Source organism: Cumulibacter soli (genome assembly GCF_004382795.1).
In the GTDB taxonomy this organism is placed as follows: Bacteria; Actinomycetota; Actinomycetes; order Mycobacteriales; family Antricoccaceae; genus Cumulibacter; species Cumulibacter soli.
Genome location: NZ_SMSG01000005.1, coordinates 374,589 through 398,115, shown reverse-complemented (window position 1 = coordinate 398,115; position 23,527 = coordinate 374,589). Strand labels below are relative to the sequence as shown.

General features: G+C 64.1%; 18 protein-coding genes. 8 read left to right on the top strand and 10 right to left on the bottom strand.

The genetic code is table 11. The annotated features are described in order from the left end of the window. Window positions 1-371: 371 nt before the first annotated feature. From E1H16_RS13210 to E1H16_RS13195, 4 genes are all read right to left on the bottom strand, one after another. A complete protein-coding gene (locus tag E1H16_RS13210) occupies window positions 372-1,229 on the bottom strand; it encodes an SDR family oxidoreductase (RefSeq protein ID WP_208379049.1) in 858 nt (285 codons plus the stop codon). 17 nt (window positions 1,230-1,246) lie between these two features. Then, entirely contained in the window at window positions 1,247-3,709 is a 2,463-nt protein-coding gene (locus tag E1H16_RS13205; protein ID WP_208379048.1) for an HAD-IC family P-type ATPase, read from the bottom strand. A 136-nt stretch (window positions 3,710-3,845) separates the two neighbouring features. Further along, window positions 3,846-5,024 (bottom strand): pyridoxal phosphate-dependent aminotransferase, encoded by a 1,179-nt coding sequence (locus tag E1H16_RS13200; RefSeq protein ID WP_134324335.1) that lies wholly within the window; start codon window positions 5,022-5,024, stop codon window positions 3,846-3,848. Continuing rightward, the gene (locus tag E1H16_RS13195; RefSeq protein ID WP_134324334.1) at window positions 5,024-5,842 is read right to left on the bottom strand and encodes an HpcH/HpaI aldolase/citrate lyase family protein; all 819 of its coding nucleotides are present in this window, start codon (window positions 5,840-5,842) and stop codon (window positions 5,024-5,026) included. Before E1H16_RS13195 ends, E1H16_RS13200 begins: the two co-directional genes overlap by 1 nt. 52 nt (window positions 5,843-5,894) lie before the next feature. Here E1H16_RS13195 and E1H16_RS13190 point away from each other — a divergent pair, with 52 nt between their 5' ends. After that, window positions 5,895-7,109 (top strand): MFS transporter, encoded by a 1,215-nt coding sequence (locus E1H16_RS13190; protein ID WP_134324333.1) that lies wholly within the window; start codon window positions 5,895-5,897, stop codon window positions 7,107-7,109. Between the two features lie 33 nt (window positions 7,110-7,142). Here E1H16_RS13190 and E1H16_RS13185 read toward each other — a convergent pair whose 3' ends face one another. The 5 genes from E1H16_RS13185 to E1H16_RS13165 form a co-directional block, all read right to left on the bottom strand. Continuing rightward, on the bottom strand, window positions 7,143-8,615 hold the full coding sequence (locus E1H16_RS13185; protein WP_134324332.1) for a bifunctional phosphatase PAP2/diacylglycerol kinase family protein: 1,473 nt from the start codon (window positions 8,613-8,615) through the stop codon (window positions 7,143-7,145). Continuing rightward, on the bottom strand, window positions 8,612-10,243 hold the full coding sequence (locus tag E1H16_RS13180) for a long-chain fatty acid--CoA ligase (RefSeq protein ID WP_134324331.1): 1,632 nt from the start codon (window positions 10,241-10,243) through the stop codon (window positions 8,612-8,614). Before E1H16_RS13180 ends, E1H16_RS13185 begins: the two co-directional genes overlap by 4 nt. Window positions 10,244-10,316: 73 nt before the next feature. After that, window positions 10,317-11,894: a long-chain-fatty-acid--CoA ligase gene (locus E1H16_RS13175; protein WP_243837851.1), complete on the bottom strand. Its 1,578-nt coding sequence runs from the start codon at window positions 11,892-11,894 to the stop codon at window positions 10,317-10,319. 104 nt (window positions 11,895-11,998) lie between these two features. Continuing rightward, complete coding sequence (locus E1H16_RS13170) at window positions 11,999-13,201, bottom strand: AI-2E family transporter (protein WP_166741760.1); 1,203 nt, start codon at window positions 13,199-13,201, stop codon at window positions 11,999-12,001. Window positions 13,202-13,341: 140 nt separating this feature from the next. After that, on the bottom strand, window positions 13,342-14,376 hold the full coding sequence (locus E1H16_RS13165; RefSeq protein WP_134324328.1) for an ABC transporter substrate-binding protein: 1,035 nt from the start codon (window positions 14,374-14,376) through the stop codon (window positions 13,342-13,344). A 44-nt stretch (window positions 14,377-14,420) separates the two neighbouring features. Here E1H16_RS13165 and E1H16_RS13160 point away from each other — a divergent pair, with 44 nt between their 5' ends. Genes E1H16_RS13160 through E1H16_RS13150 form a run of 3 tightly spaced genes read left to right on the top strand, consistent with a single transcriptional unit; the run spans window position 14,421 to window position 17,316 of the window. Next, window positions 14,421-15,431 carry a FecCD family ABC transporter permease gene (locus tag E1H16_RS13160; protein WP_134324327.1) on the top strand — a complete coding sequence of 337 codons (1,011 nt, stop codon included), beginning with the start codon at window positions 14,421-14,423 and terminating at the stop codon, window positions 15,429-15,431. Then, on the top strand, window positions 15,428-16,477 hold the full coding sequence (locus E1H16_RS13155) for a FecCD family ABC transporter permease (RefSeq protein ID WP_134324326.1): 1,050 nt from the start codon (window positions 15,428-15,430) through the stop codon (window positions 16,475-16,477). The genes E1H16_RS13160 and E1H16_RS13155 overlap by 4 nt, the downstream gene beginning before the upstream one ends. After that, window positions 16,474-17,316 carry an ABC transporter ATP-binding protein gene (locus tag E1H16_RS13150; RefSeq protein ID WP_134324325.1) on the top strand — a complete coding sequence of 281 codons (843 nt, stop codon included), beginning with the start codon at window positions 16,474-16,476 and terminating at the stop codon, window positions 17,314-17,316. The genes E1H16_RS13155 and E1H16_RS13150 overlap by 4 nt, the downstream gene beginning before the upstream one ends. Before the next feature lie 37 nt (window positions 17,317-17,353). Here the strand turns inward: E1H16_RS13150 and E1H16_RS13145 are convergent, their stop codons facing one another. Beyond that, window positions 17,354-19,258, bottom strand: a complete 1,905-nt coding sequence (locus E1H16_RS13145) for a M3 family metallopeptidase (protein ID WP_134324324.1) — start codon at window positions 19,256-19,258, stop codon at window positions 17,354-17,356. A gap of 278 nt (window positions 19,259-19,536) precedes the next feature. Here E1H16_RS13145 and E1H16_RS13140 point away from each other — a divergent pair, with 278 nt between their 5' ends. The 4 genes from E1H16_RS13140 (at window position 19,537) to E1H16_RS13130 (ending at window position 23,414) form a co-directional block, all read left to right on the top strand. After that, window positions 19,537-19,788, top strand: coding sequence for a hypothetical protein (locus tag E1H16_RS13140; protein WP_134324323.1), 252 nt, complete (start codon window positions 19,537-19,539; stop codon window positions 19,786-19,788). A gap of 29 nt (window positions 19,789-19,817) precedes the next feature. After that, a complete protein-coding gene (locus E1H16_RS13135; protein WP_134324322.1) occupies window positions 19,818-22,016 on the top strand; it encodes a linalool dehydratase/isomerase domain-containing protein in 2,199 nt (732 codons plus the stop codon). 152 nt (window positions 22,017-22,168) lie between these two features. Next, window positions 22,169-22,306 (top strand): hypothetical protein, encoded by a 138-nt coding sequence (locus E1H16_RS18440; protein WP_166741759.1) that lies wholly within the window; start codon window positions 22,169-22,171, stop codon window positions 22,304-22,306. A 13-nt stretch (window positions 22,307-22,319) separates the two neighbouring features. After that, window positions 22,320-23,414 (top strand): cytochrome c oxidase assembly protein, encoded by a 1,095-nt coding sequence (locus E1H16_RS13130; RefSeq protein WP_134324321.1) that lies wholly within the window; start codon window positions 22,320-22,322, stop codon window positions 23,412-23,414. Window positions 23,415-23,527: the final 113 nt, after the last annotated feature.

Sequence of the window (23,527 nt, the reverse complement as noted above, 5' to 3'; positions counted from 1 at the left end):
ATGCCCGAGGACAATAAAAAAATTGGCACTGACTTTCAAGTACGCTGTTGAGTTCTCAAAGATCGGACGCACACCCACAACCCACAACCAGCAGGCCCCGGAGGCAACCCGGAAAACATTACTCAGTGTGTTTCGCGCCGTCAACCGCTTTCGCTGTGTCCCGCGCCACTTACCGCTTAAGTTTTCCGTTTACTCCCTGTCGGGAGCAACCTGATGAACTCTACTCGGTGAGTTCTGCGCTGGCAAGAACTTGTTCTGTGACCCGCGCCGCACTGATTCAGTTTCCATGTGCACCCCTTGCGAAGTGCGTCGTCCAGAGTAGCACCAACTTGCGCCCCTCAGACAGGGGGCAGAGCGAGGAACTTTTCGGATTAGAGCGCGGAGTGTGCCCCGCCGTCGCAACGGATGGCGGAGCCGGTCACGTACGACGCGAGCTGGCTGCACAGAAACGCCGCGACCGCGCCGTACTCGTCGGGTTCGCCGGATCGACCGACTGGAATGGTCCGCGCAACCTCACGCTGGATCTCCTCGAGCGTCATGCCGGTCGTTTCGGCGCGCTTGGCGTCCAGGGAGTTGAGTCGGTCGGTCGCTATGCGCCCCGGCAGCAGCATATTCACTGTTACGCCGTCCTTGGACACCTCGTTGGCGAGCGCCTTCAGGTAACCGGCAAGTGCCATCCGCCCGACGCTGGACAGCGCGAGACTGGTGATCGGTGCGACTACGCCGCTGCTGGCGATGGACAGCACTCGACCCCACTTTTGATCGCGCATGTGCGGCAGGCAGTCCTCGACCAGCGCGTGCTGGACGACCATCAGCGACTCGAACGCGTGATGCAGATCCTCGGTGTCGACGGAGGTCGCGGTGCCCGGTCGCGGCCCCGGGCCGTTCAGCACCAGGATGTCGATCTGGCCTACAGCGGCTTCAGCTTCCTCCACGAGGTTCTTGGCGCCTTCGACTGTCGACAGATCGGCCTCGATCCCCACACAGCCGGCGTACTGCTCGGCCTGCTGCGTCGCCAACTCTTTGCGACGTCCGCTGAAGACGACCCGCACCCCTTCGGCAGCGAGCGCGCGTCCGGTCGCTGCACCCAGCCCTGCGGTCGAGGCGCACACCAGCGCCGTCTTACCAGCGATTCCCAGGTCCATAGCGGGCTCCTTCGCGTTCTTCGAACGGGAGATGATTCGAGTAGCCCAAGCCTCGCGCACCGTCGTAGGTGGCGCAATGCTCATCCCACCATTCGAGGGCGCTAGGCGTTGGCCGCGGCGCGCATATCGCGCGCCGTCCGGTAAATGATCTCGATGGCTACAGCTCCGAGTAGGCCCACGAGCAGCGACTGCCAGAACAGCGCCGCCGGCAGGTCGAAGTTGAAGAATTCCCGACCGAACGGGATAGCGAACGCCAGTGTTGCTAGCACGATCATCGCGATGATCAACGCCGCCTTCCATACCCGGAATGGCCGAGCGAGCACCACCAAGATCCAGAAGAACACCACCAATAGCGACACCGTTGCTGCGGCGCCCGGTTGCCAGCAGGCGATATGCGTGATGCCGCCAGCATCAGCGGTGACCGCGCACCGCTCGCCAAACTCTCCGGTTGGTACGCCGTACGACTGACTCGCCCACAGGTACGACGCGAGCACTACCAGTCCGGCGACCGCGCCGGCAGGCACGGCGAACCTCAGGACGCGTTTTAAGAACCCTGGTACGTATCGACGCTTGTTCGGTCCGAGCGCGAGGAAGAATGCGGGAATTCCGATCGTCACTGCACTCACCAGGGTCAGATGCCGCGGCAAGAACGGGAACGGCATCGCGAACGCCGCTGCAGAGAGGATCGCGATCAGGCTCATCACGTTCTTCGCGACGAAAAGGTTCGCCACGCGTTCCACGTTGCCGATGACCCGGCGCCCCTCGGCCAGCACCGAGGGCAAGTGCGAGAACCGGCCGTCGAGCAGTACGAGTTGGGCGATTGATTTCGTTGCCTGCGCGCCGTTTCCCATCGCGACGCCGATATCGGCGTCCTTGAGCGCGAGCGCGTCGTTCACTCCGTCGCCGGTCATCGCAACCACGTGCCCGTCGGCTTGCAATGCCTGCACCAACGCACGCTTCTGCTCGGGCGACACCCGTCCGAACACCGTCGTACGATCCGCGATCTCGCGCAGTTCATCGGGGTCGGTACCGATAGTGCGCGCGTCAACGACCCCGTCCAGGGTCTCCAGATCGACCTCAAGCCCCACGGTCTTGGCGATCGCGGCCACCGTCTGCGGGTTGTCCCCGGAAATGACCTTGCACGTCACGCCCTGATCGGCGAAATACTGCAACGTCTCTGCGGCGTCCGGCCGCACCTGCTCGGTCAACGTCACCAGCGCGCGGGGCCGCAAGTCGTCCGGAAGTTCGGGAGACTCCAACACGGCCGCGGCGCTGCTGGCCAGCAGCAGTACCCGTCGGCCGGTACGGGCGAGTTCGGTGACTCGGTCGCGGATTGGCGAGTCCTCGGCCAGCAGCACATCCGGCGCGCCGAGAACCCAGGTTAGGCGCCCGCTGAACGATGCGGCACTCCACTTACGCGCCGAATTGAACGGCACGGTTGCCGAGCGGGTCCACCCCTCGGGCGGACCGATCGCATCGGAGACCGCCTTCAGCGTGCCGTTTGCGTTCGCATCATCTGCGAGCGCACCGAGCGCGGAGCGAATCTCCTCGTCCGTCGTGTCATCAAGGGCGTGCACGTCTTCGTACTGAATGTCTCCGACGGTGAGGGTGCCGGTCTTGTCCAAGCAGACCACGTCAACCCTGGCGAGTCCCTCGACAGCGGGCAGTTCCTGGACCAGCACCTGTTGCCGTGTCAGTTGAACCGCGGCGAGTAGAAACGCAACCGACGTCAGCAGGACGAGGCCCTCCGGAACCAATCCGACCAGTCCACCGGTCGAGCGGATCACTACCTCGCGCCAACCTTGATCGCCGACCACCCGCGCCTGCGAAAAGATCTGCAGCGGCAGCGCAATCACGATCACCCAGGTGATGTACTTCAGTAACTGGTTGACCGAATCCTGAATTTCGCTGCGGGCGCGGGTGAACACGCGCGCCTCCGCGGCGATCTTGTTGGCGTAGGCGTTCGGGCCTACGGCCGACGCGACGAACCGGCCGGCGCCTGCGACTACCGCTGTACCGGAGCGGACCTCATCGCCGACCGCTTTTGGGACAGCGTCAGATTCTCCGGTGAGGTTTGATTCATCCAGCTCCAAGCCGTCGGAACTCAGGAGCGCACCGTCGGCGGGCACCTGATCGCCGGTGCGAAGCTCGACCAGATCGTCCTGGACCACTTCGGCGGTAGGGATTTCCAGCACTACGCCGTCACGGACCACCTTGGTGATGGGCGCGTTCAGCAGCGCGAGGCGATCGAGTTTGCGTTTCGCGAGGTACTCCTGGACTATCCCGATCCCGGAGTTCACCACGAGAACGAGGCCGAACAGCCCGTCCGCGAACGAACCAGTGATCAGAATCAGCACAAACAGTGCGCCAAGGATCGCATTGAACCGGGTGAAGACGTTCGCCTTAACGATTTCCCAGATACTTCGCGACGAACTACTGTCAACCGCGTTCGTCAGACCTTGCGCCGTACGCTCGGCAACCTGCGCCGACGTCAGTCCGGTATCAGCAGTGATCACGTCCGACGGGCTCAAGTTCTCTTGTTCGTCAGCAGAAGGCGGCAGCACGTGCCTCATCGTATCGAGAACCCAGTCACGCGTTGAGCACCGCCGCGGCCGACACCGAAGACACGCAGCCTCCAGTCCCGGCGAAGCTGTTCTCAGTGCACATCGATCCGCGGCCTAATGCCGAGGCCGCACGCAATCACGCACCGGTGACGTAGTTGGTGAGCCGGTCGAAAGCCTCGGTGATCTCGGCGCCCTCGCCGGCAAACGAGAACCGCACAAACCGGTTGCCGTCCAAGGCCGGATCGCCTATCCCGATTGCGGCGAAGTCGATTCCGGGCGTGATCGCCACTCCGGTAGCGGCGAGAACATCACGACACCAGGTCAGCGAATCGTCAGCGAGGTGGGATATATCCGCATACGCATAGAACGCTCCATCTGGCGCCGTCGCGTCGTGTACACCGATGTCCGGCAGCCGCGAGACTACGAGGTCGCGGTTGGCGGCGTACCGCCGCACGTGTCCACGTAACTCGGCCTCCGCCGAGGTCGTGAACACCCCGAGTGCGGCCGCCTGCGAGATCGCCGGCGGGCAAAGGTTGAGATTTCCCAGCAGTAGTTCGACTGGGCGCAACAGTTCGTTGGGCAGGATTGCCCAGCCAAGGCGCCATCCGGTCATCGAGAAGTACTTCGAGAATGAACCGATGACTGCCGCGGAATCGCCGAACTCCCAGGCGGTCCGGGCTGAGACGCCATAGCTGATCCCGTGATATATCTCGTCGCTGATCAACAGGCAGTCGTTCTCGGCGCACCACCGAGAGATGTCGGCGAGATCTTCGGCCGGAACGACCGTGCCGGTCGGATTCGCGGGGCTGGCCAACACGAGACCGGCTGGTTTATGCGGTAACGCTTCGAGCATGGCCACCGTTGGCTGGAACCGGGTCTCGGGTCCGCAGTCCAGGTCAATGACCTCACATCCCAACGCAGCCAACGAATTCCGGTACGCCGGATACCCCGGACGAGTCACGACGACCCGGTCGCCGACGTCAAAGGCCGCGAGGAAGATCGCGGTGAACGCCGCAGATGATCCGGTCGTCAGCACGACCTGCGTCGGGAGTACGTCGACGCCGTACCAGTCCCGATAGTGCTGGCAGATCGCCTCGCGCAGTTCAAGATTTCCGACCGCTTCGGTGTAGCCGAGCACCTCCGAGCACATCGCGTGCCTCGCGCGCTCCAGCGCGGCCTCGGGCGCGGGAGTTGACGGCTGTCCCACGCACAGCAGACAGACATCGCCATGCGTCTTCTGCCGTACGGCGACCGCCTTCAGGATCTCCATGACGTGGAACGGTGGCGTGTCACCGCGCACGGACACCCGAGTCATCAGACGACGGCGCGCGCGAGCAGGTCCTGCGCCTTCAACAGCACCGGGCGATCGACCATTTCACCGTCCACCTGAACCGCAGCGCCATCCAGATCACCGGCACCGTCGACGATCCGGCTCGCCCAGGCAACCTCGTCCTCCGACGGACGGACCGCGTCGTGCACCACGGCTACCTGCGACGGGTGGATACACAACTTGCCGCGGAAGCCGAGGTCCCATGCCCGCGTCGTACGCCGCCGCAGGAGATCGGTGTTCTTGAAATCCCCAAGTACGCCGTCGACGGGGCCCGGCAAGCCAGCGGCGCGCGCCGCGAGGGTCAGCGCCGAACGGGCGTACAGCAACTCGTCTTCGTCATCCGTCCGCGGCTCAATCCCCGCGTCCAAGGCGAAATCAAGGTTGCCGAATGCCAGCCGAGTGACCCCGGGAACCTGTGCGAGCATGCCCGCATCGCGGATGCCGCGAGCGGTCTCCACGAGCAGCACCAACGGGATGCCTGCCAACCGATCGGACACCCGACGGACGGCGTCCACATCTTCGGCCATCGGCAGCATGACGCCCTGCACGCCCGGCGCGAGGGCAATCGCCTGCAGGTCGTCGTCATGCCAGGCGGTCCCGGCGGCATTGATGCGGATGAGCCCGGGCGTGCCAGCGAGCCCGTCCAAGGCGGCGGATCGGGCCTGCTCCTTGTCCGCGGGTGCCACGGCGTCCTCGAGGTCGGCGATATAACAATCGGCGCCTGATCCAGCGGCCTTACCGAACAGGGCCGGTTTGTTACCGGGGACGAACAGCAGCGTGCGAGCCGTGGCGAGCGCGGTCATCGGTGGGCGCCTCCTTCGCGAGGTGGTGAGCATCGCTTACTAGTCTCCCACCATGACGTTTTCCGGTTACCGGCACGGCGAACCCGGATTTCGCCGGGTCTCGATCGCGCTGTTTGCCGGATCATTCGCGTCATTTGGTCTGCTGTATGCGCCTCAGGCGATGCTGCCGTCGTTCTCCCGCGAGTTCGACCTGTCAGCGGCATCGGCCGCCTTGTCGGTCAGCGTGACGACCATTGCTCTGGCGGTGGGGATGCTGATCGCCGGACAACTTTCCGAAGTCATCGGTCGCACGACGGTGATGCGGACCGCGCTCGTCGGGGCCGCGGTCATCACCGCCGCGACCGCCGCTGCCGGGTCCTGGGGATGGCTGTTAGTGCTGCGCGCCCTCACCGGGCTAGCTCTAGCCGGGTTTCCGGCAGTCGCGATGGCCTATTTGCGGGAGGAAGTCCATCCGGCATCGCTTGCCCGCGCCGCCGGTCTCTACGTCGGCGGCACCGCGCTCGGCGGGATGACCGGCCGCTTGGTCTCCGGCGGGTTGAGCCAGGCTGGCGGGTGGCATTGGGCGCTGCTGGGCACCGGCGCCTACGGCTTGCTGTGCGCTGCGGTGGTGCTGCTCGCACTGCCGGAATCCCGAAACTTCCATCCCGCTCCTAGCAGCGTCCGGTCCTCCCTGTCGGCATTCATGGGCGCGCTGCGCGAGCCGGTATTGGTTGGGTTGTATGCGATCGGCGGGCTGAGCATGGGCGCGTTCGTTGCCGTCTTCAACATCACCGGGTATCGCCTGGAATCAGCACCGTACCTTCTGCCTGCAGGCATCGCCGGATTGGTGTTCTTGGTATACCCGATCGGTTCGGTGAGTTCGATCGTTGCCGGACGGTTCGAGCAGCGTATCGGTCGACCACGGCTGGTCCCGATCGGATTCGCGATCGCGATGATCGGCGTATTGATCACTATGTTGGCGCCGTTGTGGACGTTCGTGGTGGGCATGGCTGTACTGACGATCGGTTTCTTCGTCGTACACGGCATCGCGGCTGGTTGGGTCTCGACGCGCGCGCATGCGGTTGGCCGCTCGACGGGGTCGGCGTCCGCGCTATACCTGTTCACCTACTATCTCGGCTCGTCGGTGTTCGGCACCCTGGCCGGGATCGCGTGGCAGTACGGCGGGTGGGACGCGCTCGCGATCAGCACCATCACCCTGCTGGCGATCGGTCTGCTGATCGCCCTGCTGCTACGTCGGCGCGCAACGCGCGACGTAGCAGCAGACTAGAGCGCTCGGCACTGACTCCGCGGCGTCCCGCGATTAGAAGGTGGTGTCGGCCGGCTGGTAGACCCGCAGGGCCCGTGGCCGCACGCCGAAGCGCACCCGCTCAACTGGAGCGTCTACCTCCCCGTCCCGGGAGATCAGGACCTCCGACTCGAGGATCCGCACGTCAAGTTCACTCGGGCTCATGTGCCGGTATGCACGCGAACGCTCCAAAGTGCCGGTCAGGGTGGCCCATAACAGGCGTGCGGTGAGTAGGCGCCCGTGATGCACCAACACCCGCACGTCTAGCTTCCCGTCGTCCAGACGTGGACGCATCGCCGGCGCGAAATCCCTCGGCTCGTATTGCGAATTGCCGACGAAGAACAGCAACGCCGGGATCTCCTCACCATCGATCACGAGCCGAGTGCGCGGTTTCGCCCGCATCAGCCGCGTCGCCGCGATAAGCGCAGCCACGCGCTTTCCGTACCTCGGTTCGAGGGACTCACGCTCGGTGACGAACTCCGGGTAGGTACCGATGCTCGCGGTATTCAAGAAGATGTCGTCGTTAAGAGTTGCGACGTCGACACGCGTTACGGTTCCCGCCTCGAGGGCGCGGACGGTGTCGGCAACCTCCGGTAGCCGGACATCCTTCGCGAAGTGATTGAACGTCCCGCCGGGAAACACCGCCAGCGGCACGTCGTGCTTGATCGCCACGCTCGCGAGCGCCACGACCGTGCCATCGCCACCGCAGACGCCAAGCACCTTCGCGCCGTCGACGATGGCCCGCTCGGCCAGTTCGATCAAGTCGTCATCCTCGCCGAGCGTCATGATCTTTGCCTCGGGCAGGCCGTCACGGATGTCCTGCACGATTGAAGGTTTGTCGACGCCAGATCCTTCGTTGGCGATCACGGTGAGCCCGGCGCCACGGGCCAGCGCGGGCGCGTCCTCGACCGGCGGGTGATCATCGGGGTTCGGCAGCGGGAGGACCGGTGGCACGATCTTGGCTCCCAGTAACGCGATCCCGGTGCCGAGCGCAAATCCGGCCACCACATCGCTGGGAAAGTGCGCCCCAGAGCCCACGCGCGAGATTCCCACAGCGCCGGCGAGAACGCCGACGGCTGCCCCGAGCGGAAGATTCTCCGTGGCGACCGAGGTCGCGAACGCTGCCGCGCTCGCCGAATGCCCGGACGGGAAGGACGCCGAGGTCGGCATCCGTAATGCCCGCCTACGCAACGGAATCAGCCCGCTATCGGGCCGAGCGCGATGATTGAGTCGCTTCGCCCCTTGGTTCGTGATCAAGCTGGTGACAGCCACGGTGGCGAGTCCGCGCGCGGCCGCTCGACGGCTTCGACGTCCACCGAGGGTATGCATCGCAGCCGCAGCGCCGATCCAGATCATCGAGTAGTCCGCCGCGCGCGATAGCCCGCGCCACACTCGATCGGCGCCGCTCCCACCGCGGCTGGCGAGCGCCGCGTAAGCGGCCTCGTCACGGCGGGCGACACTATTCAGGATTCGTTTACGCTGCATCATGCCTCGGAACCGGGCAGCGCATAGTCGGCATAGCGCTGCCGCAGATCCTTCTTGGAGAACTTCCCTACGCTGGTTTTCGGCACTTCGTCAATGAACTCAAGAGCATCAGGCAGCCACCACTTCGCGATCTGTGGCGCCAAGAACTCTAGAATCTCTTGTTTCTTCGCCTCCGTCGCTTCGACGCCGTCCTTCAGCACGACGCACGCGAGCGGGCGCTCGGTCCACTTTGGGTGCGGAACGCCAACGATCGCCGCCTCCTTGATGTCGGGATGCGCCATCAGAATATTCTCGACGTCGACGGACGAAATCCACTCACCACCCGACTTCACCAGATCCTTGGTTCGGTCGACGATCCGCAGCACTCCTCGCGGCCCAATCGCTGCTATATCCCCGGTCCGCATCCACCCACCCGCGGTGCTGAGCCCTGGCTTTTCCGGCTTGTAGTACTCCGAGGCGATCCATGCACCTTTGATCTGCAACTCGCCGGTTGCTTCGTCATCCCAGGGCTGCACGTTCTCGGTATCTGGTTCGACGATGCGCGCCGTGACCCCCGGGACGATGTACCCGCCGGTGGCCGCGAGGTCCAACTGCGCGTCAGGATCCAGGGCCTGCTCAGAGGACCCAGCTCTCCCCATGCTGCCAATGGGCGAGGTCTCGGTCATTCCCCATCCTTGGTATATATGCAGATTCGCGCGGTCGCGATACTCCTTGATCAGCCCGCGAGGCACGGCTGAGCCACCGGCGCACAGCGCTCGCAGCGACGACAAGTCGTATTGCTCGAGGATTGGCAGCAGCCCCTGCCAAATCGTGGGCACACCCATCGCGATGGTGACCTTCTCGTCCTGAATGGTCTGCGCGTTCGCGGCTGGCGACATGTCAGATGCGGGGAATACCAACGACGCGCCACAAAGCGGCGCCGCGTACGGCATACCCCACGCGTTGGCGTGAAACATCGGCACGATCACCAGAGGTCGATCGTCCTCAGCGAGAGAGATCGTGACGGTGGACGTCATCAACATCGCGTGCAGGTACGTCGATCGGTGCGAGTACACCACGCCCTTCGGATTCCCTGTTGTACCGGAGGTGTAACACATCGCCGCGGCCTGATTTTCGTCCTCGATCGTGAACTGGGCAGGCTCGCGTCCCGCGATCAGCTGCTCGTAGTCGAGGAACTTTTCGCCGTCCACTATTTCCGGTCCGGATCCGTCGTCGATGACTACGACCTGACGGACCCCCGGCGTCTTTTCCAGGATCGGAAGCAAGAGTGGGAGCAACGAGCGGTCGGCGAAGATGACCTCGTCGTCGGCGTGGTTGATGATGTATTCCAACTGTTCGGGGAACAGGCGGATGTTCAACGTGTGCAGTACACGTCCACTACATGGCGCCGCGAAGTACAGTTCGAGGTGTTGCGCGTGATTCCAGCAGAACGTGCCGACTCGCGCATCCGCGCTGAGCCCTAGCTGGTCCAGCGCGGTCCCGAGTTGGCGCACTCGTTGCGCCCAGTCCCCGTACGTGTAGCGGCTCGGCGAGGGTCCGCGCGTGATGATCTCTTTGTGTGAGTGCATCCGCTCGGCATGCTCGAAGATGTCGACGATGCTCAGCGGTACGCGCTGCATGAGGCCGTCCATGAGACCCTCCCGTTTCTCGATATTGATTACAGGAGCCGGCGCACGTCGCGATTACGGCGCGCGCCGGCAACTACTACTTACCGAATTCCTTACGTAGGTCGGGTTTGGTGACCTTACCCGAAGCGTTGCGCGGCAGCGCATCGACGAAATGCACGCCCTTCGGCTGCTTGTAGCGTGCGAGTTTGTCGCTGACATGGTCGAGAACGTCTTGCTCGGTAAGAGTCGCACCCGGGTTCGCGGCAACGATCACGATCGGAATCTCACCCCACTTCTCATGCGGGCGGCCGATCACGGCGGCTTCCAGCACGTCAGGATGCGATTGGACGGCAGCTTCGACCTCGGCGCAATAAATGTTTTCACCACCGGAGATCAGCATGTCCTTGAGCCGGTCAACGACGTACACGAAACCCTCTTCGTCCTGCCGGACGAGGTCGCCGGAATGGAACCAACCGCCGGCGAACGCCTCAGCAGTCGCTTCGGGGCGGTTCCAGTAGCCCAGCATCATGTTCGGACCGCGGTAGACGATCTCCCCCACCTCCCCCTGGGCAACGTCGTTCCCCGATGCGTCCACGACACGCGCCTCGACTCCAGGAATCGGCAGGCCGACCGAGCCGATCTTGCGGATCGCATCCTTGGCGTCCAGTGAGCAGGTGACCGGCGACATCTCCGATTGCCCGAATACGGCGATATTCTCGATGCCGCCGAAGGTGCGTTCCATTCCCTCGAGGATGCCGATGGTCGTCGGCGCCGCGCCCCAGGAGATCCGCCGCAGCGTCGTGATCGGCGGGTCCAACGGCGGCAGGGCGCACACCGCCTGCCATTGCGTCGGGACCAGGAACGCCTGGGTCACCCCTTCGTCGCGGATCAACTCCAGGGTTGCCTGCGGATCGAACGCGCCGAGGCGCTGGACGATCGTCCGTCCACCGAGGCGGAAGTTCGGTAGTAGTCCACCGATACCGGCGATGTGGAACAGCGGGACTCCGCACAGATTCACTTCGTCCGGACCGGTGAGTTTGAAGATCGCGATGATGTTGTGTACCTGCGCGAGCAAGTTGCTGTAGCTCAGCATCGCGCCCTTGGGCAGACCGGTGGTGCCCGAGGTGTACATGATGGTGCAGAGTTCGTTCTCCTCAACGTGCACGTATTCGTGTACGTCGCTGCCGGACTCCAGGAAGGCCGTGAAGTCTTCGGCGCCGTCGGACGGCTCTCCGCCGATGACCAGGCGCACGGCGACCGCGTCACGCGCCGCCTGCTCAAGGTTGTCGAAAGCGGCGTCCACGACGACAGCCTTCGCACCGGAATCGGTGATCAGATACGTGAGCTCTGGCGGGGCAAGTCGGAAGTTCATCGGAACGACGACAGCACCCAGACGCCACGCGGCCCAGAACGTGATCACGTGCTCAAGGTTGTTCATGCTGATCGTTGCGACACGATCGCCGCGCTCAATGCCCCGTCCGCGCAGCGCATTAGCCAACCGGGTGACCTTATGATCCAACTCGCCGTAAGTCAGCGTCTCGTCATCACACTTGAACGCGATGTTGTTGGGCTGCTTGCGCGCCATTCGGGTCAAGTGGGCGCTGAACGCCCAGGATCGCGCCTGCTGGATGTCGGGGGTTTCGGCGATCGATCCCGGGTACAACGGCTGGGACACGGAGTCACTCCTTAATGAGATGTGGGTCATATGACATTAAACGTGGGTTAACGAGTTTCGGCCACCAAAACCTAACGATTCCGACCCCAGCGGTAACCGGCGGCTCAGGTCTCGCCCTGCTGTGTCGAACGGGGCTCGGCGCTCTCGACGTCCATCTCCCCCGCAGCGCTCGGCCGACGGCGCATCAGCACCACCACTCGTCGCACCCCGGTGCCGCGTCGGCGCCGCCGGCGCGCGGCGTGATCGGGCGGATCGCCCAGGAACAGTTGCAGCCACTGACTCCGCGGGTCGAAGTCCACCAGGGTTGCCTTGACCAGCAGAGTCATCGGCACCGACAGAATCGAGCCCAGCGGGCCGAGCACAAAGGTCCAGAAGATCAGCGACAGGAAGGTCACGGTCGTGGTCAGGCCGACCGAGTCGCCCATGTACTTCGGCTGAATCACACTCTGGATGATGAAGTTCAGCAGAATGTAGATGATGATGACCGCGATCATCGTCCCCGGACCGTGCGCCAGTAGCGCCAGTAATGCCGGCGGCACCAACCCGATGATGAACCCAATATTCGGGATGTAGTTGGTGATGAACGCCAAGATGCCCCACAGCAGCGCCGCCGGGACGTCGAGGATCACCAAGGCGAGCCAGTCGAGGACCGCGACGATGGCGCCGAAGATGGTCGAGACGGCGAAATACTTGCGCGTGCCTGTGGCGAACGCGCCCAGCGCAGTGAGCGCCTGCTCCCGGCCACCACGTACCCGCTCCATCCGAGTGGTGAACTTGGCGCTGTCAATTCCCATGAAGAGCAGGAGGGCAATGATGAAAATCAGGTCCGACAGGATGCCCAAAAGTCCGTTGACGATGTCCCCGACGATGCCGACGAGCGAGCCGTAATCGACGTTAGCCAACACCTCCTGGATTTCATCGCTGCCAACGCCAAAACCCCCGACCCACGTCGTGATGTCGTCGAGCGTGCTGGAGAACTGCGCGGCGTAGTCAGGCAACAGTTCCGCAAGCCGGGTGACGCCGAGGACGAACGCGAAAACCAGCACCACGAGCAACAGATAGACCCCGACGACGACCAGCAGCGTGGCCAGCCAGGAGGGGACCCCGTACCGCTGAAGCCAGACGCGCATCGGATACACGGTGATCGTCAACGCCAGCGCCAAGAAGATCGGCGCGAGGATATCGGCGACCGCACGCATGCCGAATACCACGACCACTACGGACGCGAGGCCAAGCAGGATGATGATCCCGCGTGGTAGACCGAACTGATCGGGCCGTTCTTCTTCGGATTCCAGCGCGTTGTTCATACGCCGAGTTAACCGCACGGATGGGAAGTCTTCGTCGATCGCGAGATGAAATCTCATCCATAGATAGATCTGCAGTGCCCGTACACGCGATAGCCGGTGACGATCACGTGTGCGAACACCGCAGATATGTGGCTATCGCGCTACTTGCTGAGGTAATCCTTCAGCTGGTCTAGGACGAGGTCGGCACCTGTCGGGCCGAGCCCCAGGAACCAGACGCCGTCGTCGACACGGAACGCCTTCCCATTCTTGACCCCATCGAGCGCCTTCCAACCTGCACCCTCTATGACCTGAGTCTCGCCGGTTGCGTCGGGATCGCCATAGCTGCTGTAGAAGATGTAGTCGGCGTCCGCCTCAGCGATGTTCTCTGGGGAAATCTCAATGGCAAGTTCGTCGATCTGCTGGTTGTCCGGGCGCGCGAGGCCAATGTCGTTCAGAATCACGCCGATGAACGACTTGTCGCCATAGATCCGCAGTTTGTCCGGCATCCAACGGACGAGGGAGACGGTCGGGTCGCCGTCAATGGCGGCCTTCACTTCCTCTACCTTGGCGTCGTAGTCGGCGAGCGCAGCTTCGGCGCCCTCTTCCTCACCCAGTGCATCGGCGACCAGAGTGAAGTTCTCTTTCCACGGGAATCCCGGGCGGATCGAGAACACGGTCGGCGCGATCTGCGAGAGCTGTTCGTAGAGCTTGTCCGCGCGAAGTTGCGAGCCCAGAATCAGGTCGGGCTGCAGTTCGGCGATCTTTTCCAAGTTGAGCGAGTTGACTGTGCCGACAGACTCGATGCCCTCTGCCTGGTCGGCAAGGTACGGCGCAATGGGATCGGCACCCTCAGTCGTTACGAGTCCAACAGGCATGATGCCCAGCGTGAGGACGTCGTCCAACTCGCCGGTGTCCAGGACGACGACGCGTTCGGGTTTCTCCTGGATCTCGGTCTCCCCCATTGAGTGCGTCACGGTGCGCGGGAACTCGCCGGGCGCGGCATCCGAGCCGAGTTTGGCGGTCTCCGCGTCCGCGTCTGCGAACTCCTCGCCGCCGGTGGCCACCTTGTCGTTCCCGGTGCCGGCATTGTTATTCGCGTCGGCGTCGTCCGATCCGCCGGCGCATCCGCTCACGAACAAAGCGAGTGCGAGAAGGGTCGGTAGGAGCAGCCGACCGCTGCGCTTCCTTGAATTCATAGCGGTTAGGTTAGCCTAATTTTGCTCGTGATAACCTCTCGCGCATGCAAAAGCCGACGACCTCACACGGTCGTCTCTTCTTTTGGCTCTGCGGCCTCGTCGCCCTCCTGTTGGCGGTCATGGTACTCAGTCTGATGATCGGCGCCAGAGCGCTTTCTCCTGGGACCGTGCTCGAGGCCGTATTTCAACGCGACTTGACCAATCCAGACCACACCCCGATCTGGGATGGCCGAATCCCCCGCACCGTGCTCGCGCTGGTTGCCGGGATTGCCGTCGGGGTCGCCGGAGCAGTAATTCAGGGACTCACCCGTAATCCGCTTGCCGATCCGGGTGTGCTCGGCGTCAACGCCGGGGCGGCGTTCTGCGTCGTACTCGCTGTCGGGATCTTCGGTATCCAGCCACTTCTCGGCTACATCTGGTTCGCGTTCTTCGGAGCATTAGTCGCCTCTGTCAGCGTGTATCTCATCGGCCGTAGTCGCACCGGCGCCGATCCGGCACGACTCGTGCTCGCTGGCGTCGCACTCTCTGCCGTCCTGGAAGGTATCGGCCAAGGCCTAGCCCTTCTCAACCCGCAGGCCTTTGATCGCTTGCGCACCTGGAATCTCGGCATCGTGGACGTCGGCACACTGACGCCTACCTGGCAGATCAGCGGATTCGTACTAACCGGTCTCGTGCTCGCCGCATTATGCGCGCGGGGGCTCAACGCGATCGCGCTCGGTGAGGAGGCCGCCACCTCCCTGGGGGCGTCAGTCCGCACCACGCGCATTCTAGCCGTCGCCGCTGTTACGCTGCTGGCCGGCTCCGTCGCTGCGACCGCCGGTGTCATCATCTTCCTCGGGCTGATGGTTCCACATCTCGCTCGCCGGATCAGCGGTCCCGACAATCGCTGGGTAATCGTACTGTCGGCGGTCATTGCACCGATCACGCTCATCGGCGCCGACGTACTCGGCCGAGTCCTACTTCCCGGCGAACTACCCGCCGGGATAGTCGTCGCCTTCGTCGGCGCGCCATTCCTGATCGCGATCGCGCGGCGACGGAGGGTGGCGGCGCTATGACCTCCACGAAACCCTCGCGACCGGTGTTTCATCCAGTCAGTGTCGGGCCGGTCAGCCTGCGTCTACATCGACGCAGCGTCGCGGTCGGCACGATCCTGCTACTCGTGGTACTACTCGTCGGTTTCGGAGCGCTCATTCAGCCCGGCGCAGGTCTCACCTCGGCAGACGCGCTAGCTGTGCTCTTCGGTGGGCTCGACGGATTTCCAGCCACCGTAGTACTTCAGTGGCGACTGTCCCGGATCGTCGCCGCGATCGTGATCGGTGGAGCGCTGGCGCTGTCCGGCGCGATCTTTCAGTCGCTGACCCGCAACCCACTCGGGTCCCCCGATGTGATCGGTTTCAACACCGGCGCGTATACCGGCGTGCTGCTGGCGATGTACGGCGGCGCCACCGGTTTCGCCCCCATCGCGGGCGCGTCCTTGGCCGGGGGCATCGTCGCGGCCGGCGCGGTCTATCTGCTTTCGCAGCGCTCCGGTTCTGCGGGATTACGCATGGTGCTCGTCGGGCTTGGCGTGTCCGCGATGCTCGCGGCCGTGAATCGCTGGCTGATCGGTGCGGCCGATCTCGACCTGTCGATGGCCGCAGCCACGTGGGGTGCTGGCGACCTCAACGGACTGCGGTGGATTCAGGTCGCGCCCGCCGGCATCGCCCTGGTCGTCCTCGTCGCAGGCTCGGTTGCACTGACTCGCAGACTGCAAGCGCTCGACCTCGGCGATGATGCCGCCGCCGGACTCGGATTGCGGCTATCCGTGACGCGACCGCTGCTGCTGGCGGTCGCGGTCGGGCTCACCGCGGTATCAACCGCGATCGCCGGCCCAATTTCTTTCGTCGCGCTCGCCGCTCCTCACCTCGCGCGCCGGATCACTCGATCACCACAGGTCACGCCGTTCCCGACCGCGCTTACTGGCGCCGCGCTGCTGCTCGTCGCCGATGTTCTCGCGCAACGCACGTTCGATCCCATCCAACTGCCGGTCGGCGTGGTTACCACCACGATAGGCGGCATCTACCTCGTGTTATTACTGGCGAAGGAGGCTCGGAAATCATGATCCCGATCGATCACGCGGCCAGACTCAGCGCGCACGACCTGCGCGTGACGCTCGACGGCAATCAGATCATTCCCGACATGACCCTGGATATCGCGCCAGGTCGGTTCACCGCGATCGTCGGGCCGAACGGCTGCGGTAAATCGACGCTGCTGCGCACGATGATCCGTCTGCTTCACCCCTCGCACGGCGAAATCACGCTGGACGGCGTGAACGCGCGCGGGCTGAACGCCCGCGGCTTCGCGAAGCGGCTCGCGCTCCTCCCACAGACCGCGCACGCACCGTCGGGCATCACTGTGCGTGACCTCGTCGCTCGCGGGCGTTACCCACACCAGAGCCTGTTGAAGCAATGGAGTTCGGCTGATCACGACGCCGTCGAAGGGGCGCTCGCCGCAACCGAGATGACCGATCTCGGTGATCGACTTGTCGATGACCTTTCCGGAGGGCAGCGCCAGCGCGTGTGGGTAGCGATGGTGCTGGCGCAGCAGACCGAGGTGGTGCTGCTTGACGAGCCGACAACCTTCCTCGACATAGCGCATCAACACTCGCTATTAGAACTCGTGCGCGAAATGGTCCGCGCGCAGGGGCGCACCGTGATCGCCGTACTGCATGACCTACAGCAGGCAGCGCACTACGCAGACGACCTCGTCGTGATGCGCGCGGGCACAGTGATTTCTCACGGCCCACCGGCAGAGGTGTTGACCGCGGACCTGATTTCGGACGTGTTCGGTCTCGACTGTCGACTCGTCGTTGACGAAGCCAGCGGCGCGTCGATGATCATCCCGAATCCGGCGCCACCGCCGGATCTCAGCAGTATTCCGCCGCTAATCACCAAACCCTGAGCGGCTGCCGAACGTCCTAGCAGCCCGTCGTACGTCGCTACAGCGCTAGCCACGCCTCGAACGCCGCGAATGACGACGGGCGACCGAGGAACGCAGTCACCAGGTCGGCGGCATCTCGAGTGCCGCCGGCGGCCAGAATCTGCTCTCGGTAACGTCGCGCCACGGTTGGCTCGAACAAGTCCGCGGTGTCGAAAGCGCTGAACAGGTCCTTCGCGATAACCAGCGACCACATGTAGGTGTAATACCCCGAGGAGTAGCCGTCCAAATGTCCGAATGACGCGTGCATATGCGTGTCATCGATGTACGGCAGCAGGCTGTACTGCTCTTGCAGCTCACGCAGCCGAGCCGTCAGGTCGTCGTACTCCTCGACGTGGAACCAGTACGACATGGCGGCGTAGAACATCTGCGTTCGGGCATGCAGACCCTTACCGAAATCCTCCGCTTTACGCATGGCCGCGACGAGGTCGGTCGGGATGGGTTGGCCGGTGGCGTTGGTCGCGAAGCTCTGCAGGACGCTGGCGTCCCAGGCCCACTCTTCGAGCAATTGACTGGGCGCTTCGACGAAATCCCATTCGGTCGCGACGCCGGAGAACCGGTGCCATGGGGTGTGTCCGCCGACGATGTGGTGCACCAGGTGGCCGAACTCGTGGAACAGCGTCACGACGTCGTCGTGCTCCATGAGTCCCCGACTGAAGTTGCAGGCCAGCACGCCCTCCGGGAGCTGGCGGCCGACGATTCCCTCGACCAAGGTGAACTGAGCGGCATGCTTGTACTTACCCTCGCGGGGATGCAGATCGAGGTGGATCCGACCTACCTGAGCGTCGGTATCAGCAAAAAACACGTCGTACGACGCAACATCTTCGTGCCAGGTGCTCGCCTCGATCGGTTGGTAGCGCAGCCCGAATAGTCTGCCGGTGACCTCCAGCAGTCCGGCGCGCACCTTCTCGAAGTCGAAGTACGTGCGCACCAACTGCGCATCGACGTCGAGTTGCTCCTTGCGGACGAGTTCGGAGTAATAGGCGAGGTCGGCCGCGTCCACGGTGCTCGCTTCGGGGCGGTCCTGGCGCAGCCGTTCCAGCACAATGGCGCGGTCACGCTCACCGGACTCGCGCGCCGCATCTGCAATCCTGTCGATGAACTGCAGGATAGCTACGCCATTGCCGATCATCTTGGTCTCTGCGGTGTAGTCGGCCCACGAGTCATAGCCGACCAACGCGGCGTATTCACGACGCAGCGCGAACAGCTCTTGTAGCAAGGCGTCGTTCTGCGGCCAGCCACGGTTCAGGAACTCCACGCGAAGCGCACGGCGCGCATCCGCGTCCGCGCAGAAGGAACTAAAGGGAACGACGTCTGGGTAGTCGGTCGTGACCGTGACGAAGCCGTCGTCGTCTGCGGGGTGCGCCGCGACCCAATCCGACGGGAGACCCTCCAGGACGGCCGGAGCTACGCGAATACTGCGGACGTCCTCACGCAGATTGCGGCCAAAGTCTTGGCTGAGCACGACCATCCGCTCGTTGATTGCGCGGATACGTTCGCGCGTCGCCTCGTCCTTGTCGACGCCGGCCCGGGTGAAGTCTTGACGGATCTTCCGCAGCAGGCGCACGCCATTAGCATCGAGCGTGGACTCGTCGGCCGCTGCGAAGACCTCGTACAGATCGCGATCAAGTTCCAGATCGGTGGAGAACGTGGCGATCTCTTGGATGGCCTGATCGGCAGCCTGCCGGACGACGGGGTCAGGGTGCATCTCGGACAGCGTCTCAGCGATTGCGCCGGCACCGCCCAATGCGATTGACACCTCGTTCCACCCGCGCAGGACGTCGATGGCGCCGCCCGGCTCACGTTTCAGCCTGTCGACGCCGTCGCTCCCGGCGGCCAGCGACTGCGCGGTGCGCTGGGCAATCCACGCATTGATGGGTATGTCCGTAGGCAACTGAAACGTCATGGACCCAGGTTATCGGCCGCGCTCACACCGCCCTTGAGGCATTACAGGCATTCGCGGTGCCGCGGCCATCGGGCCTCGTCACGTCTAAGGCAGGAACGCCAATCTCCTCACAGATTCGCGCGGTTTGTACCCGGAATCCAGCGCTACCAAGGAATCCACCGGTGCGAGCGCTTGTCTTCTGCAGATCGACGAAGTATTGCGCGCGTTTTGGCGCGAGTGATTCAATCACGCAAAGCGCTTCCCTTCATGCGAAGCGCCACGGTGACGGGATTGCTGTCGTGACAACGAAGTACCGCCAGGCCATGGAGCCCAGCATCAGAACACCGAAGCCCGGCGCGGCTTGGATCACCACCCTCGTCAGCGGCGTTCTAGCCATCGCATTCGCGATCTTCGCCAGCACTTACGACGTAGGCACAACTCCGGCGAACGTCCTGTGGCTCGTCGCGCTCGGGTTCGGCACGATCGCGTTGCTTGCCTGGTACGCCGTGGCCATCCACTGGGCTCGTCGCCGCAAGCGGTTGTGGGGCTGAAGTGCCGGACATAGGCAAGGGAGTAGCTCGTGGTTGATCAGCTGGTATCCACGCGGTCGCGGCCGCCCTCGGACTCGAGCCCTGTGCCGGCCGCGGCGCCCGCCGGGAGCCTGATACGTGACCGTGCCGCCATCCAGCGGATCCCCGAGGTACCACGCTGGGGTCCGGCGCGGCGCCATTACACCAAACGGTTCGCGTTGGCCGTGCTCGCGGTAACTGTGATCGCGCTGAGCCTCATCCTGTTCGGCAACACGCGATGGACCGACGCCGGCGGCATCGCGCTGCTGGTGCCAGGTGCCGGATTCCTTTATGACGCGTGGCCGATCTTGTTCGTGCTGACGTGGGTGCTGTTCTGGCTGAGCTGGAACCTGTGGATCGGGTTCGGCTCGATGATCCACCTCATCGCGGTGTACGCGGCCTCCGTCATCGGATCGGTTGCACTCGCGGACGGACCCCGCCTCGGCACGCACCCCGGAACGACGTGGCCGTGGGCAATCCCGATTGTGCTGATCTGCGCCGGGTTGTACGTCGTTCACCACCTGATCAACCTGCGCCGCTCTCATCTTCGAGCGCTGCAAAGCCGCGAGGCGCGCAACGCGGCGTTGGCCGCCGTCAGTCCAGACGTCGTGGAGCGTGTCGTGCGCTCGTTCGATCCGCCCAGCGCGCGGCCGCACGTACAAGACTTCGACCCCATCGCGGTGGTCGTCGAGCGCGGCGGGCGGATGCAGCCGCCGCTGCCGGTGAACGACGTCGATGCCACCATGATCCGCTGGCTACTGCGCATTTCCATGCAACCTCGCGCCGAGTTCGACGGGTGGGATTGGGGCGAGGACGCCGTCGAGGCATCGGCGCTGCGCTACCAAGTCAACGAGGTCGGGTACGCGCTCGCCTACTTCCAGGCGAATTACGCACCCGCCTATCCCGGACTGCTCGGTCAGGCGCAACGCAACGTCATCGACAAGGCTCAGGAGATGGCTGTTTGGGGTTACTGGTACGGCGAGGAGTTCATGGGTAACTTCCGCCGCAGCCCCGACCCGGTCGTCGGCGCAAAGTTTCAGAACGTCATGTTCGGCGGGTTCCTGGCCAAGCACATCGCGCACTATGAGGCCGCGACCGGCGACCTGAGTTACGACGAGCCGGACTCGCTCACGTTCACCTGGGAGGACGGGCGTTCCTGGTCTTACAGTTACCCGGAGATTGCTCGGCACTGTGCCGCCGCGTACGCCGAATCCCCGATGTCGTGGTGGCCATGCGAGCCACACCAGATCTACTCGGTGTGTAATCAGATGGGCGCCGCCGGGGTGCGCGGATTCTCCGCGGTGCACGGCACCGATGAGTGGGACACGGTCTCACAGCGCTACCTCGATGCGCTCGATCACGAGTGGATGAAACCGAACGGCGACTACTACGGGCACTTCAATTCGTTCCTCGGCGTGAATGTCGGCTCACTGACCTGGAACGATGGCACATCGCCAATGTTCATGGACGGCAACCAATTCATCGTCGGGTTGGGTCGCACGATGTCGCCGGAGATCGCCGCGAGGCTCTACCTCATCGGAGACAATCCGGCGGTGTTCGCGAAACTGCCGATCACCGACGACGTGCTGACATTGCCGCCGGCCCAACGGCCCGGTGCCTCCAGCGGTCGGCTCGCGCGGCTGCTCTCCCGCTCGCCGAGCGTCAACCACTTCCTCTCGGGCGCGTGGTCGCCGATGGAGAAAACTGGTTATCCGCCGAACAACACCGTGGTGTACGCCGGTATCGGCGAGCTCGCGCGCCTCTACGGTGAGGACGACATCGCCGACGCCGCCGTCCGCGGTATGGATGCCGCAAACTTCCTAGGCCCCGATGCGGATCGGCCGTTCCACGCCAGCCTCGCCGCGAATACGACGGCAGCGAAAGCCCGCTGGTCGCGACTGTACAAACAGGACGACTTTCTGTGTGCGCGGATCCCGCGGTATGGCGGTCCCATTCTCGCTTCCGCGCCGTACCCGGACGTTCTGGTCACCTACGCCAATGGCCGGGACGACGTTCTCTGCCTCACGCTAGAACCCACCGCCGGAGCTGGTGAGTTCGAGTTGGCGTTCGAGCGGCTGGCGCCCAGTCGCGAATACCAGATCGGGACCTCGGGACGGACGTTCCGTACCGACGCCACCGGTGCGGGCGTGGCCCGGGTGCGCCTTAGCGAGCGCACTACGCAGTTGATCAAGCCGACGGAGGCGTCATGACCGAGCAGACCAGCGCCCGCAAGGACGGGTCCGCGGCCATCATCGCGATCTATGCTGTGGTTGCGTTGTTGTTGCTCGGCGCCGGTGTGTGGCAGTTCGTGTCGTTGCTGTGACCTCGAGCGAGGAGGGTGTTCGTGGCGTGCTGTTTGATAGTGGCGTACCTGTTCGAAACGATCAAGGCACGCTTCGGACGACGCCGGGCAAGGGAATTGCCCGATCAGTCCGCATGGCTGGCCTACTACTACGCAACGACCGTGGAGCCCCACCAGGAGGAACGGGCCGCAGCGTAACTAGCGCTGTGCTGTGAGCGCGTCTCGGCCGCAGGATCCCGGCGCTCCGAACCCACCGGCGACCGTGCATGATCTCGTCGGCGAGCGACTTGGCAGGCTCGTCGCGATGGCGGTCCTGGAGCTCGCGGCTGCGGCGGGACTAGCCGCCGGATTCGTGCTGCTATGGCGATCTGCTGATCCCGCCGATTCCAGCCACAGCGCCCACCCGACAACCAACGTCGTCGGCGCAGTCACCGTCGCGTTGTTGTCAGCAGCGATGGTCCTCGGAGGTTGGCTGTTTGCTCGCTCGATACCCACCTGGCCGCGGGACCTCGAACAGATCGAGCGGTGGCGCGTCTGGTGGCTGGCAACCGCAGTCGTCGTCGCCGGACTGGCGCTGTTACCGCAGTCGTGGCATTCGGCGATCGCGTCGCACCTGGCGATGATGGCTCAACTGATGGCGCTGATGGTGCTCGCACCGGCTCTACTCGCGCTCACTACACGCGCGCCGCTGAATCGAAACCCGAGCCGGCGAGGTAGCGGGCACCTGATCGCGGCGTCGGGTATCGCGTATGTCGCGGTGCTGTACTTCTGGCACGTTCCCGCCGTACACCAGTCGATGATGGCGAACCGGGCGATCCAGGCGGCGCTCGTAGCGAGCGTCGCGGTGACCGGACTTCTGTTCTTTCGCACCGTCTTAGGCCAGTGTGCCGCCGGAGCTGGTCCGGCCGCGTCCCGGACGGTCCTTCTCGTCGGAGGCGCGTCCGGGATCCTCGGGCTTGCGTTATTGCTGAGCCCCTATCCGTTGATGTCGTCAGACATGTCACCGTGGGGCCTCGGGCCGGTAGCCGATCAGCGTCTCGCCGGAGTCTTGATGATGCTTGTCGACCTACTCGTATTCATCCCATTGGCCCGCCGACTCGCCTGGCTCGGTTCACCACGCCCAGGTTCACCACGCCCAGATTCACCGCGCCCAGATTCACCGCGCCCAGATTCGACGGGACCAGATTCGGCGGGACCAGATTCGATGAGGGCGGGCTCGACGAGCGCGGGCTCGATCAGCGCGAACGAGGCGACACCGGACTCGATGAGCCCGAGCAAGACGTCGCGGGCGGCGGACGGCGACTGAGACGCCCTCCCACGTCCGTCCAGGCTCGAGACCTATGCGGCTGCGGACCGTTCGCCACTCATGGCGGTGTGTCGCCCTCTCGAATTAGTCTTGAGGAGCCGACTTCGAACTTC

Coding starts and splice junctions, on each gene's coding strand:
- E1H16_RS13185 (WP_134324332.1), bottom strand. CDS start 8,615: ATGATGCAGCGTAAACGAATCCTGAATAGTGTCGCCCGCCGTGACGAG.
- E1H16_RS13210 (WP_208379049.1), bottom strand. CDS start 1,229: ATGAGCATTGCGCCACCTACGACGGTGCGCGAGGCTTGGGCTACTCGA.
- E1H16_RS13150 (WP_134324325.1), top strand. CDS start 16,474: ATGATCCCGATCGATCACGCGGCCAGACTCAGCGCGCACGACCTGCGC.
- E1H16_RS13195 (WP_134324334.1), bottom strand. CDS start 5,842: ATGACCGCGCTCGCCACGGCTCGCACGCTGCTGTTCGTCCCCGGTAAC.
- E1H16_RS13155 (WP_134324326.1), top strand. CDS start 15,428: ATGACCTCCACGAAACCCTCGCGACCGGTGTTTCATCCAGTCAGTGTC.
- E1H16_RS13160 (WP_134324327.1), top strand. CDS start 14,421: ATGCAAAAGCCGACGACCTCACACGGTCGTCTCTTCTTTTGGCTCTGC.
- E1H16_RS13180 (WP_134324331.1), bottom strand. CDS start 10,243: ATGGACGGCCTCATGCAGCGCGTACCGCTGAGCATCGTCGACATCTTC.
- E1H16_RS13200 (WP_134324335.1), bottom strand. CDS start 5,024: ATGACTCGGGTGTCCGTGCGCGGTGACACGCCACCGTTCCACGTCATG.
- E1H16_RS13170 (WP_166741760.1), bottom strand. CDS start 13,201: ATGAACAACGCGCTGGAATCCGAAGAAGAACGGCCCGATCAGTTCGGT.
- E1H16_RS13145 (WP_134324324.1), bottom strand. CDS start 19,258: ATGACGTTTCAGTTGCCTACGGACATACCCATCAATGCGTGGATTGCC.
- E1H16_RS13190 (WP_134324333.1), top strand. CDS start 5,895: ATGACGTTTTCCGGTTACCGGCACGGCGAACCCGGATTTCGCCGGGTC.
- E1H16_RS13165 (WP_134324328.1), bottom strand. CDS start 14,376: ATGAATTCAAGGAAGCGCAGCGGTCGGCTGCTCCTACCGACCCTTCTC.